Source organism: Thermoflexibacter ruber (assembly GCF_900113045.1).
Classification (GTDB): Bacteria; Bacteroidota; Bacteroidia; order Cytophagales; family Thermoflexibacteraceae; genus Thermoflexibacter; species Thermoflexibacter ruber.
Genome location: NZ_FONY01000011.1, coordinates 97028 through 110204, shown reverse-complemented (window position 1 = coordinate 110204; position 13177 = coordinate 97028). Strand labels below are relative to the sequence as shown.

Genomic DNA, 13177 nt, shown 5'->3' with positions numbered 1-13177 from the left:
ATTATGAAAATCCCAACTTTCTGATAATATTTTCATTAAACTCCAAGCAATTAGCCTCTCCCTCTTTTGGAGCCCAAGTGGCAAAGGTTTTGTCTGTTTGGGCATCGTAAGGACCGTGTTTGATTTCAAAAATAACTGTCCCAGACTCTAAGGAGATAAGCGTATGATAAGTTTTAGGAGAAATTTCCAATCCAAAATCCGAAGTTCCAGCTTTCAAAAGATAGTATTGCATTATTTTCCCATTTTCATCAAAAATAACAAATAATATGCTCCCTTGCAGTATAATAAAAGCCTCATGTTTATCAGGGTGGAAATGTGGCTGGACATAGGTATCTGGCTCTAAGGCATTTAACATTCTGTGCATCGTATCTTCGTCTTTTTCATGAAACCGAAAGATAGCACGCCTCCTTGGAGAGTTTTTTGCTTTCGTAACCAACTCATCTATAAGCACTTGGTCTATTTTTACCATCATTCTTATTCGTATTTTAAAATTTTCTTAGTCATCATTTTGACTATTGAAGTAGGTAAAAGTTTTGCTAAAAAGAAAAATAGTTTAGTATCCGTTCCCACCAGCCAATGGAGGCGATTTTTATGTGCTGCTTTCCATACTGTTTCTGCCACATCTTCAGCGGTAAGTTTGACTTTTTCTAATTTCACATTTCGATATTTTTGATAGTAATCTCTTACCATATTTGTTTTTACATAGATAGGTAAAATATCACATACCTTAATATTGTACTTTTCCAAAGCAATATTCAGACCTTCAGTTAAGCTCTTAATAGCACTCTTAGTAGCGGCATACACACTAATTTCAGGATTTCCATAAATCGCTGAGGCAGAACTCATATTGATAATCTTGGCGCCACTTTTGTTTTCTTTCAGGTATGGAAGGGCAAAAGTGATACAATTCACTACTCCTAAAAAGTTTACCTCTACTATGCGCCTATGCACCTCAATATTAATAGTTTCAAAATCTCCTACCTCTACTATGCCTGCGTTATTAAAAAGCACATCAAACCTTCCCCTTGTTCGAAAAATGAAAAGTTCTACTGCGGCTTTGACGCTTTCAGGCTCAGTAACGTCCATTGCGATATAACAACAATTTTCTTTACCTATTTGCTCTGCCAATATTTCTAAACCTTCTTTATTGACATCAAAAAGCCCAACAAACCACCCTCTTGCTGCGAACATGAGTGCAGTAGTTCTTCCTATGCCCTGTGCCGCTCCTGTAATGAAAATTGTCTTTTGCATTGAATAAAATTTTATGTTAAAAACTCTTAACTTCTCCTTACCTACTCAAATACAAGTTTCTTTTAGAGTACAAATCCATAAAATAGTCGTCTGTGAGGTCATCTATGAAGTAAATCGCCTCACCTGTAGATTTCATCTCAGGACCGAGTTCCTTGTTTACATTGGGGAATTTGTTGAAAGAGAACACAGGAAGTTTGATAGCATAACCATTTTTATATGGATTGAAGTCAAAATCTTTGAGTTTTTTCTCGCCAAGCATAACTTTGGTGGCATAGTTTACATAGGGTTCTTTGTATGCTTTGCAGATAAAAGGCACTGTACGAGAGGCTCTTGGGTTTGCCTCTATGACATAGACAATATCGTTTTTAATTGCAAACTGTATATTGATAAGCCCAACAGTATTGAGTGCCAAAGCAATTTTGCGAGTATGATTTTTGATTTGTGTCATTACAAAATCTCCTAAATTAAAAGGAGGCAACACTGCATTGGAGTCGCCAGAGTGAATCCCCGCAGGCTCTATATGTTCCATGATACCAATGATATAGACATCTTCCCCATCGCAAATAGCATCTGCCTCTGCCTCTATCGCTCCGTCTAAGAAATGGTCAAGCAATACCCTATTCTCAGGATTGTCGTTCAAAATATTGACTACGTGTTGTTCTAATTCTTTTTCATTGATAACGATTTTCATACTTTGCCCGCCCAAAACGTAGGAAGGTCGCACTAAAAGCGGGAAGCCCAATTCTTTGGAAAGCTCTATGGCTTGGTCAGAATCTTGTATGACTCCGTATTTTGGATACGGAATATTATTTTCTTTCAAAAGGTCTGAAAACTTGCCTCTATCTTCGGCTAAATCAAGACTTTCATAGTTTGTTCCTATGATTTTTATGCCATAGCGGTGCAATTTCTCTGCTATTTTCAAGGCAGTTTGCCCTCCTAACTGTACGATTACGCCCTCGGGTTTTTCGTGCTGAATGATGTCATAAATATGTTCCCAAAAAACAGGCTCAAAGTACAACTTATCCGCAATATTAAAATCAGTAGAAACCGTTTCTGGGTTGCAGTTAATCATAATCGTTTCATAACCACACTCTTTTGCCGCTAAAACTCCATGCACGCAAGAGTAGTCAAACTCTATGCCCTGCCCGATTCGGTTAGGACCAGAACCCAATACTACTACCTTCTTTCTGTCTGTAACGATAGATTCGTTCTCCTCCTCAAAAGTAGAGTAATAATAAGGCGTTTTCGCTTCAAACTCTGCCGCACAGGTATCCACAATTTTAAATACCCTATTGATTCCCAATTCAGTACGTTTTTTATATACCTCGCTTTCTAAACATCTTACCAAGTGAGCAATTTGTCGGTCAGCATAGCCTTTCTGCTTAGCAGTGCGTAATAAATCTTTGGGAATATCATGAACAGTATATTTTTGAATTTCTTTCTCCAGCAAAACCAACTCCTCGATTTGATACAAAAACCACTTGTCTATTTTGGTGAGTTTTTGGATAGTCTTAAAAGAAATCCCCAATTTAAAAGCATCATAAATTCTAAACAACCTGTCCCAAGAAGGATTTGCCAATTTGTCTAAAATTACATTTTGGTCGGTGAGTTCTTTACCGTCAGCCCCCAAGCCATTTCGCTTGATTTCCAAAGACTGACAGGCTTTTTGCAGTGCCTCTTGGAAGTTCCGCCCTATTCCCATTGCCTCCCCTACTGATTTCATTTGAAGCCCTAATTTGGTATCAGAACCTTTGAATTTGTCAAAGTTCCAACGTGGGACTTTGACAATCACATAGTCTAAGGCAGGCTCAAAAAACGCAGAAGTCGTTTTAGTAATTTGATTTTCTAATTCATCTAAGTTATAGCCAATTGCCAACTTTGCCGCTATCTTGGCGATAGGATAGCCCGTAGCTTTAGAAGCCAATGCAGAAGACCTTGAAACTCTGGGATTTATTTCTATCGCTATGATTTCATCAGTATCAGGATTGACGGCAAACTGTACGTTGCACCCACCAGCAAATTGCCCTATGCCGTGCATCATCTTAATAGCTAAGTTTCTCATTTCTTGATAAACCGTATCGGGCAGGGTCATAGCTGGTGCAACCGTAATAGAGTCGCCTGTGTGTACGCCCATAGGGTCAAAGTTCTCAATAGAACAGATAATCACCACATTTCCCACATTATCTCTTAACAATTCTAACTCAAATTCTTTCCAGCCAAATATGCTCTGCTCCACCAAAACCTCATGCACGGGCGAAGCATGCAGCCCTCTATTAAGTGCTTCATCAAACTTTTCAGGGTCATCTACAAAGCCACCACCTGTGCCTCCCAGCGTAAATGAAGGTCTGATTACTAAGGGGAAACCAATCTCTTGGGCTATTTCTTTGCCTTCTAAAAATGATTTTGCAGTACGTCCCTTGCATACGCCAACGCCTAACTCCAACATTTTCATACGGAAAAGTTCCCTATCCTCTGTGGTATTAATCGCCCCAACGTCCACGCCTATCATCTGCACTCCATATTTCTTCCAAATCCCTGCTTTTTCGCACTCAATCGCCAAGTTCAGAGCCGTTTGCCCACCCATAGTTGGCAAAACCGCATCTATTTTATGTTTTTCCAAGATTTCCCTGATGTACTTTTTCTCCAAAGGTTTCAGGTACACATGGTCAGCAGTAACAGGGTCAGTCATGATAGTCGCAGGGTTGGAGTTAATCAAGATAACTTCTATCCCCTCTTCCCTGAGAGAACGAGCGGCTTGCGAGCCAGAATAGTCAAATTCGCAGGCTTGCCCAATCACGATGGGACCGCTGCCGATAATGAGTACGGATTTGATATTTGGATTTTTTGGCATTTTTATTAAATTGTTGAATAGTTTGATAGTTGAATAGTTAATGATTAAGTATCTATAAATAATTTTAACTGTTTAATTTTTTAACTATTTCAAATTTCAAAAAATTGGCTTTACTAAACTTTTATCAAGTTCGGTAAAGCCTTGTATTTATTCGTTTTATTAAAATCGGTAATTGTAGGTATCTTCACTTTTGACACATTTGCTTTGATGTGAAAAGTATTATTTTTATTTCCTTTCATCAAAAGACGAAGGCATATTCCTTAAAAAATCTTGCAAAGATAACAGCTTTTTCAAAGATAGTATATCAAAACGAAGTTAAATTTTATGATGTCCCACAATAATTTTTCGTATTACTCAAAATTTACCAAAAAATCTTGCAATTCTAAAACTTATCTTATTTATTTGCGTTGTAAAGAAAAACACTTTTCTATCAACTCCACCAAAGGTAGTTGATTTATAAAGAAAGGGGGAGAGATTAGGCTCACTGAACCCTTAGCAACCTACGCCAAAACGCAAGGTGCTACATCCTAACCCAAATTTAAGTTTAGGGAAATATAAATTAATTACAAAACATGAAAAATTCGCTTTCTACATCTTCTAATCCTGACTTGTCTTTCTCACAAAGACTCTTTTCTCTTATCTTTCTTTCTACACAAGCGCACATACAATCCTGTATGATGTGTTGTTGTTGCTGTTAATCCCGTTTAATTACCAATTCATAATGACTAATTACTAAAGAGTTGATTTCTTGTAAACATCAAAGTAATTAGTAATTAAAAATTAGTAATTCCATTCATAACTCATAACTAATTCATAACTCAATAAACACTATGTCTAATTACAAATTCGAAACCTTACAATTGCACGCAGGTCAAGATGTCGACCCAACTACTCGCTCAAGGGCAGTACCTATTTACCAAACTACTTCTTATGTGTTCAAAGATTCAGAGCATGGGGCTAACTTATTCGCTCTCAAAGAGTTTGGAAATATTTATACCCGCATTATGAACCCAACTACTGATGTTTTTGAAAAACGCATAGCAGCATTGGAAGGTGGGGTAGCGGCTTTGGCAACTTCTTCTGGGCAAGCAGCACAGCTCTTGGCTTTACATAATTTTTTGCAAGCAGGCGATACTTTGGTGAGTAGTCCTTACCTCTACGGCGGCACTTACAACCAATTCAAAGTAGCTTTCAAACGCTTAGGTATTACCGTCAAGTTTGCAGATTCAGACTCAGCAGAAGACCTTGAAAAACAAATAGATAGCAATACCAAAGGTCTTTACTTAGAAACCATCGGCAACGGGGCTTTTAGCGTGCCTGACTTTGAAAAAGTCGTAGCTGTAGCAAAAAAATATGACATTCCTTTGGTAGTGGATAATACCTTTGGCGCAGGGGGCTACCTCTGCCAACCGCTTAAATTAGGGGCAAATGTGGTTGTGAACTCCGCTACTAAATGGATTGGTGGGCATGGAACAAGCATTGGTGGCGTAATCGTGGACGGCGGAAACTACAACTGGGGCAATGGCAAATTCCCTCAATTTTCTGAACCTGCTGAGGGTTATCACGGCTTAAACTTCTGGCAGGTTTTTGGCACAGATGGACCTTTTGGAAATATTGCTTTCATTATCAGAGCAAGGGTAGAAGGATTGAGAGATTTGGGTGCCGCACTTAGCCCATTCAACTCTTTTTTGCTCTTACAAGGACTTGAAACCCTTTCGCTTAGAGTAGAGCGAACTGTAGAAAACGCACTTAAAGTAGCTCGCTGGTTAGAGGCACATGAGCAAGTAGAAAGTGTAAACTACCCCGGATTGGAAAGCAGTAAGTTCCATGCCTTGGCAAAAAAATATTTGAAACATGGCTACGGAGGCGTATTGACTTTTAACCTCAAAGGGGACAGGGCAAAAGCGGCAAAGTTTGTAGATAACCTAAAGCTAATCAGCCACTTAGCTAATGTGGGTGATGCTAAAACTTTGATTATCCACCCTGCCTCTACTACGCACCAGCAACTTTCTGATGAGGAGCAACTTGCCGCAGGAGTAAATCCTACGCTATTGCGTCTTTCTGTGGGTATTGAGCATATAGATGACATCATTGCTGACTTGACGCAGGCGTTTCAAGCGATTTCATAAATAGTTATGAGTTTGTTTCGCAGATTACATGCTTCATGTGATAACACATGAAGCATTGATAAATCAATTTTTTATGCGTTATCACATAAAAAACTAAATTTATAAAACTAACTCATCATTCATAACTTATCACTTATAACTAAATTAAGATAATGCAAAACCCGACCTTTTCCTTTAACCAAATAAGCCATGCAACCTCAGTGAAAACGCAGTTTTTCCACTATAGAAGACCTTTTGAATTAGAAAGTGGAGCAGTGTTACCCGAATTACAAATTGCTTATCATACTTACGGCAAACTCAATGCCGAGAAAAGCAATGTAGTCTGGGTATGCCACGCCCTCACTGCCAATGCTGATGTAGCAGATTGGTGGAAAGGACTGGTAGGTGAAGGCTTTTTAATCAATCCTGAAGAATATTTTATTGTGTGTGCCAACATCTTGGGTTCTTGCTACGGCACTTCCAGCCCTACTACACACAATATCATAACTAATGAAACTTACTTTATTGATTTCCCTCAAGTTACGATTAGAGACATGGTAAAAGCACACGACTTATTGCGTCAGCATTTGGGCATTGAAGAAATAGCACTTTGCATTGGTGGCTCTATGGGTGGTCAGCAAGCCATGGAATGGGCAATTTTGCAACCTCATTTGTTTAAAAAATTAGTTTTATTGGCTACTAATGCCCAACATTCACCATGGGGAATTGCTTTTAATGAATCGCAACGTTTGGCAATTTATGCAGACTCGACTTGGAGTGAGCGCAGGCACGACGCAGGGCAGGCAGGGCTAAGTGCTGCAAGGTCAATCGCTTTGCTTTCTTATCGCAACTATCAAACTTATGAAAGCCGCCAAAGTGAAGAAACTAACGAAAAAATTGATGACTTCAAGGCTTCAAGCTACCAACGCTATCAGGGCTTAAAGTTAGTAAGAAGATTTAACGTACTGTCTTACTTGATATTAAGCAAGGCAATGGACTCTCACAATGTGGGAAGAGGAAGAGAAAGCAAAGAAAAAGCCCTTCATCAAATCCAAGCAAAGACCTTAGTAATAGGCATTACTTCTGATATTCTGTTCCCGCCTTTCGAGCAGCAGTTTTTGGCAAAGCATATTCCTGATGCTCAATATGTGGAGATAGATTCACCTTATGGGCATGACGGATTTTTAGTAGAAACAGAAAAAATTTCAGAAGTTTTGAAAGAATTCTTGAATGAATCATTATAACAAATAAACCCTAAGAATTTTTTAAAACTCTTAGGGTTCTCATTTTCAAACCATTTTTGGGTTTGCGATTTATGAGCTATGTAACCTTATTTGGCATAGTTCTTAGCCAATTCTAACGCCAAAGACCTCAGAGGGCTTGTTACACTATCGTCTAACACTCCTTTCTTTAACTTTGCAAGTACTTCGCTGTAAGAAGCATCATCTAATCTCACAGAAAACTCATTTTCAAAGTCTTTTACTCTATTTACAGGAACAGTATCTAGCAAACCACTTGTCGAGGCATAAATAATAGCTACTTGTTTTTCCACAGGGACAGGTGAATATTGACCTTGCTTCAAGATTTCTTGGTTTTTTCTTCCCCTGTCAATAGTCAATTTAGTAGCAGCATCTAAATCAGAGCCAAACTTTGCAAAAGCCTCTAATTCACGGAATTGGGCTTGGTCAAGTTTGAGCGTACCAGCTACTTTTTTCATTGACTTTATTTGAGCCGAGCCACCTACCCTTGATACAGAGATACCCACGTTAATCGCAGGACGAATACCAGAGTTAAAAAGGTTAGACTCTAAGAATATCTGACCGTCAGTAATAGAAATTACGTTAGTAGGGATATAAGCAGAAACGTCCCCTGCTTGCGTTTCGATAATTGGCAAGGCAGTCAAAGACCCACCACCTTTTACTTTACCTTTCAAAGAAGGTGGTAAGTCATTCATTTGCTGGGCAACTTCATCAAAGTTATTGATTTTAGCAGCACGCTCCAACAATCGTGAGTGCAGGTAAAATACGTCCCCAGGATACGCCTCACGTCCAGGAGGTCTTCTTAACAAGAGAGAAACCTCTCTGTAAGCTACAGCTTGTTTAGAAAGGTCATCATAAATGGCTAAGGCAGGTCTTCCTGTATCTCTAAAATATTCGCCTATCGCCGCACCTGTAAAAGGAGCGTAGAACTGCATAGGTGCAGGGTCTGCCGCAGAAGCCGCTACTATAACGGTATAAGGCATGGCACCTGCTCTTTCTAAAGCATTGACGATACCCGCAATTGTAGAAGCCTTTTGCCCAATCGCTACATAAATGCAGTAAACAGGTTTCCCAGCTTCGTAAAACTCTTTTTGGTTGATAATCGTATCAATCGCTACTGCCGTCTTTCCTGTTTGGCGGTCGCCAATGATAAGTTCTCGCTGCCCTCTACCAATAGGAATCATGGCATCTATGGCTTTGATTCCTGTTTGCAAAGGCTCATTGACGGGCTGGCGATAAATAACACCTGGTGCTTTCCTCTCCAAAGGCATATCAAACAATTCGCCTTGAATAGGTCCTTTGCCATCAATAGGGTTTCCCAAAGTATCTACTACCCGTCCTAACATACCTTCGCCCACCTTGATAGAGGCAATAGTTCGTGTTCTCTTGACAGTATCACCTTCTTTGATACCACTGGAGTCCCCAAAAATTACCGCACCTACATTGTCCTCTTCCAAGTTGAGTACCAAACCTCTCAAACCGTTGGCAAACTCTATTAACTCACCAGCTTGCACTTTGGTAAGCCCATAAATACGAGCCACCCCATCGCCGACTTGCAACACCGTACCGACTTCTTCTAACTCTGCCTCTGTCTTAAAGTTAGATAACTGCTCTCTTAATATTGCAGAAACCTCATCAGGTCTAATTTGCACCATGTTATTTATATATTTTAATTACTAATGACTAATTAATTATGAATTGTAAATCTAAACGATGAAAAACAACCCTAATTTATAATACCAATTAAAGTTTATTAATTAGTAATTATAAATTAGCAATTTAATATTAAAACTCCTTGATATATGGATTTTCAGAAAACTTCACCCTTAGTTCTTTTAAGCGACTGCTAATAGAAGTATCTATTTGCTTATCATTGATTTGCAAAACAAAGCCACCAATCAACTCAGGATTTATTTTTTCTTTCAACTCTACTTGCTTGCCTGAGATTTCCTCTACTGCTTTTCTGAAACTCGCCCGCAAATCTTCTGTGAGTTCAAAGGGTGTAGTTACCAAAGCATTTTCTATTTTCATCAAAGCATTGTACTGCTTATGAAACTCTTTGGCGATTACATCTAAGAGATTTTCTCTTTGTTTTTTAGTCAAAATCTCAAAGAATGAAAGCGTAATCGTGTGAAATTTATCTGAAAAAAGACGGCGTAATGCTTTTAATTTTACGTCATGATTGATAATTGGATTTCGCAACATCAATTTCAATTCCCTTGAATTATCACAAGTATTAGAAAAAAGTTGCATATCGTTATGCACTACTTCCAATGCACCTTTTTCTTCTGCCAATTCAAGCAAAGATTTTGCATATCTTGAAGCTACTCTAATTTCTGACATTGTTTGCCTATTTTAGTTTGCTTTAATTTCGTTCATAAAAGATTTTGCCAACTCTATTTGAGCATTCTTGTTGCTCAATTCGTTTTTAAGCAATTTCTCAGCAATGGTCAGCGAAAGATTTGCGACTTGGTTTCTCACTTCGGTCATTGCTGCTTGCTTTTCATTGCGGATAGCTTCTTGGGCAGAGGCGATGATACGGTTGCTTTCTTCTATGGCTTTTTCCTTCGCCTCGTTCACAAATCTGTCTGCCACTGCTTTTGCCTCTCTCAAAATTTTTTCTCTCTCCGCTATGGCTTCTTGCAGAAGTTTTTGATTTTGAGCATTCAAAGCTGCCATTTCTTCCTTTGCTTTTTCTGCCGCTGCCAAAGAATCAGCTATTGTTTTTTCTCTTTCATCTAACGCTCCTAAGATAGGCTTCCAAGCAAATCTGCGGAGAATGACGAGTACAACAACGAAAGTCAATGCTGTCCAAAATATTAGCCCTACGCCCGGTGTTACTAAATCCATATTTTTAGTGATGAGTAATAAGTTATGAGTTATTTATTATGAATTATAAATGCTTAAATATTTAATAATCAAAATACAACACATCTATCTAAACTTTCAACTATCTAACTATTTAAAAAATTAAATCAAAACAAACAGGACTATCAGACGCAAGCCGCCTGAATGTCCTGTATTGCTGAGATTATGCGTTACCTGCGATAAGCAAGCAAACAACGATAGCAAATAGCGCCGCGCCTTCGACCAAAGCCGCCGCAATAATCATCGCAGTTTGCAATTTGCCGAAGATTTCAGGCTGACGAGCCATTGCTTCCATAGCGCGACCACCTACTCCACTGATACCTACACCTGCACCTATCACCGCCAAGCCAGCACCGATACCAGCTCCCAATGTACTCATGCTACCACCGATTTCCAATAATAAATTAGCTAACATAGTTTTAAAAATTTAATAATAAATTATGAATTAAGAATAAGGAATCTGGAATTAGAAATGTCAATCACAATTATTTTATGCCAGATTCCAGATTTTAATGATGTTCTGCGTGTTCGTGTTCATGCTCTGCGATTGCCATGCCTATGAATAGGGAAGTCAAAAGCGTAAAGATATAAGACTGTAAAGCGGCAACAAATAGTTCTAAAAACATCATCACTACCACACCCGCAGAAGCCGCAAAACCTACAGTGATACTTTTGAAAATAAAAGCAAAACTTACCAAGCTCAATATGATGATGTGTCCACCTGTAATATTGGCAAAAAGACGAATCATCAAGGCAAAAGGCTTAGTAAAAATACCTATGAACTCGATAGGAGCTAAGATAATCATAAGCAACTTAGGTACACCGGGAGTCCAAAAAATATGCCCCCAATATTCCTTGTTGCCTGAAATATTTGTTACCAAGAAAGTAATTAATGCCAAAGTCATAGTGAAGGCAATGTTGCCAGAGGTATTCGCCCCACCCGGAACTAAGCCAAGTAGATTATTTGTCCAAATAAAGAAGAATAAAGTAAGCAAATACGGCAGATATTTCTTGTAATGTTTTTCACCAATGTTAGGAATGACTACCTCATCGCGAATAAATACAATAATCATTTCAAAGAAGTTTTGCGCACCTTTGGGGGCTTGTCCTGCTTGCTTTACGTAAGCTTTTGCTACAGAAGTAAACACCCAAATCAAAATAATGGCACTTATTAGCATAGAAGCCACATTTTTGGTAATAGACAAGTCAATGATTTTCTTACCATTAGCTTCTTTGATATGCCCATGCTCGTCCATGCGATACACGTTTGTTCCTTTGATTACCTGCTCTTTCCCATGATGAAAAGCACTTGACATGAAAATATCTAAGCTACCGTCAGTAAAAAGAATCACAGGAAGGGGAATACTTACTGGGTGTTCCTCTCCGTTGGCATCTTTATAGTCCAAGATATGCCACTCATAGCTATCCATAACGTGGTGCATAATCATGTCCTTAGGATTGAACTTTTCACTGTCGCCATGCCCGCCTTCCGCCTTCGCAAGTGGACTAACTGCCCATAAAGATAAAAGAAGCAAGAAAAATGAGAATAAAAATTTCTGCGTATATGTTTTCATTTCTAATTTTTGATTCGCTGCAAAACAAGCGTAGTTTGTTAATAATCAGAAAATTAACAGCTAATAACTGTTAAAAATTGCTGAATCGTGCCGCAATTTAGACAACAAAGTTTTAATTTCAAATAACTTATGAAAATTTACTTATGAAAATTTATACCTTTAAGTAATACACTTGATAGTTGATAAGTCTTTGAAACTACAATTTTCTAAAATATATAAGAATACCATGACACATAAATTCTATATTTTTTTGCTGTGCTTTTTGTCGATGTTCAAGCTCTATGCCCAATGGATTCCTCAAGAAGTGGCGACCAAAGCCAATTTTAGGGCTGTGCATACGGTTAGCCCCAAAGTTTGCTGGATTGGTGGCTCACAAGGAACTTTTCTCAAAACCACTAATAGCGGAAAATCTTGGCAAGTACAAAAAGTAGCTAAGGCAGATAGCTTGGATTTTAGAGATGTATATGCTTTTGATAACAAAGTAGCTTTTTTGATGAGTGCGGGAGAAGCAGAAAAAGGCAAAGCCAAGATTTACAAAACTATAGACGGAGGGAAAACGTGGAAAATAGTTTTTGCTACCCAAGAAAAAGGTGTATTTTTAGATGGTATAGATTTTTGGGATAAAAAAAACGGAATCGCTTTTGGCGACCCAATAGAGAACAAATTTTATATTTTGATTACCAAAGACGGAGGAGAAAGTTGGCAAAGAGTGAATCCTGACCTTCTTCCCCCGATACAAGAAGGAGAAGCCGCCTTTGCCGCAAGTGGCACAAGCATAGTAACTTATGGGAAAACAAGTGCTTGGATAGGTACTGGAGGGGGGAAAGTAGGGAGAATTTTTTACACTCACGACCAAGGAAAATCTTGGCAAGTAAGCGAAACTGCACTCCAAGCAGGGAAAAGTGCAGGTATTTTTGGTTTGAGATTTTGGGATAAGAACACAGGAATTGCGGTAGGAGGCGACTACATCAATACTAAAGACGCTGCTCCCAATGTCAGCATCACTTATGACGGAGGGAAAAGTTGGAGTGTAATTACCACCACAGACCCCAAAGGTTTGAAAGAAGCGGTTAGTCTTTACAAAGAAAAAATACTTTTGTGCGTAGGCAACGGAACGTGCTATTCTAAGGACTTTGGTAAGACATGGACAAAAATAGATGATTCCGTATTTCATGCCGTTAGTTTCTCGGGAAATGTAGGTTTCGCAGTAAGTGGGAAAGGGGTAGTTAGCAAATTCGACAAGCAATTTGATTTGAAATAAGCCCC

At 38.7% G+C, this 13177-nt stretch carries 11 protein-coding genes and 1 riboswitch; of the genes, 3 read left to right on the top strand and 8 right to left on the bottom strand.

What is annotated here, in order from left to right; all coding sequences use genetic code 11:
* Position 1: 1 nt before the first annotated feature.
* Genes BM141_RS07910 through carB form a run of 3 tightly spaced genes read right to left on the bottom strand, consistent with a single transcriptional unit; the run spans position 2 to position 4102 of the window.
* A complete protein-coding gene (locus BM141_RS07910) occupies positions 2-472 on the bottom strand; it encodes a WbuC family cupin fold metalloprotein (protein WP_091543545.1) in 471 nt (156 codons plus the stop codon).
* Between the two features lie 2 nt (positions 473-474).
* Positions 475-1251, bottom strand: coding sequence for an SDR family oxidoreductase (locus tag BM141_RS07905; RefSeq protein ID WP_091543542.1), 777 nt, complete (start codon positions 1249-1251; stop codon positions 475-477).
* 37 nt (positions 1252-1288) lie between these two features.
* Entirely contained in the window at positions 1289-4102 is a 2814-nt protein-coding gene (gene carB, locus BM141_RS07900; protein ID WP_091543540.1) for a carbamoyl-phosphate synthase large subunit, read from the bottom strand.
* Between the two features lie 451 nt (positions 4103-4553).
* A riboswitch (SAM riboswitch) is annotated at positions 4554-4663 on the top strand.
* A gap of 269 nt (positions 4664-4932) precedes the next feature.
* On the opposite strand from carB, the gene BM141_RS07895 reads away from it, so the two are divergent.
* Both BM141_RS07895 and metX read left to right on the top strand, forming a co-directional pair.
* Positions 4933-6231, top strand: coding sequence for an O-acetylhomoserine aminocarboxypropyltransferase/cysteine synthase family protein (locus tag BM141_RS07895; RefSeq protein ID WP_091543537.1), 1299 nt, complete (start codon positions 4933-4935; stop codon positions 6229-6231).
* Between the two features lie 152 nt (positions 6232-6383).
* Complete coding sequence (gene metX / locus BM141_RS07890; RefSeq protein ID WP_091543535.1) at positions 6384-7454, top strand: homoserine O-acetyltransferase MetX; 1071 nt, start codon at positions 6384-6386, stop codon at positions 7452-7454.
* Between the two features lie 86 nt (positions 7455-7540).
* Here the strand turns inward: metX and atpA are convergent, their stop codons facing one another.
* From atpA to atpB, 5 genes are all read right to left on the bottom strand, one after another.
* Positions 7541-9124: a F0F1 ATP synthase subunit alpha gene (gene atpA, locus BM141_RS07885; RefSeq protein ID WP_091543531.1), complete on the bottom strand. Its 1584-nt coding sequence runs from the start codon at positions 9122-9124 to the stop codon at positions 7541-7543.
* Positions 9125-9254: 130 nt separating this feature from the next.
* On the bottom strand, positions 9255-9812 hold the full coding sequence (gene atpH, locus BM141_RS07880) for an ATP synthase F1 subunit delta (RefSeq protein ID WP_091543528.1): 558 nt from the start codon (positions 9810-9812) through the stop codon (positions 9255-9257).
* Between the two features lie 12 nt (positions 9813-9824).
* Positions 9825-10319 (bottom strand): F0F1 ATP synthase subunit B, encoded by a 495-nt coding sequence (gene atpF / locus BM141_RS07875; protein ID WP_091543525.1) that lies wholly within the window; start codon positions 10317-10319, stop codon positions 9825-9827.
* A gap of 181 nt (positions 10320-10500) precedes the next feature.
* The gene (gene atpE, locus BM141_RS07870; protein WP_091543523.1) at positions 10501-10752 is read right to left on the bottom strand and encodes an ATP synthase F0 subunit C; all 252 of its coding nucleotides are present in this window, start codon (positions 10750-10752) and stop codon (positions 10501-10503) included.
* Between the two features lie 94 nt (positions 10753-10846).
* Entirely contained in the window at positions 10847-11911 is a 1065-nt protein-coding gene (atpB, locus tag BM141_RS07865) for a F0F1 ATP synthase subunit A (RefSeq protein ID WP_091543519.1), read from the bottom strand.
* Between the two features lie 226 nt (positions 11912-12137).
* Here atpB and BM141_RS07860 point away from each other — a divergent pair, with 226 nt between their 5' ends.
* Complete coding sequence (locus BM141_RS07860) at positions 12138-13172, top strand: WD40/YVTN/BNR-like repeat-containing protein (RefSeq protein ID WP_091543516.1); 1035 nt, start codon at positions 12138-12140, stop codon at positions 13170-13172.
* The last annotated feature ends 5 nt before the right edge of the window (positions 13173-13177 follow it).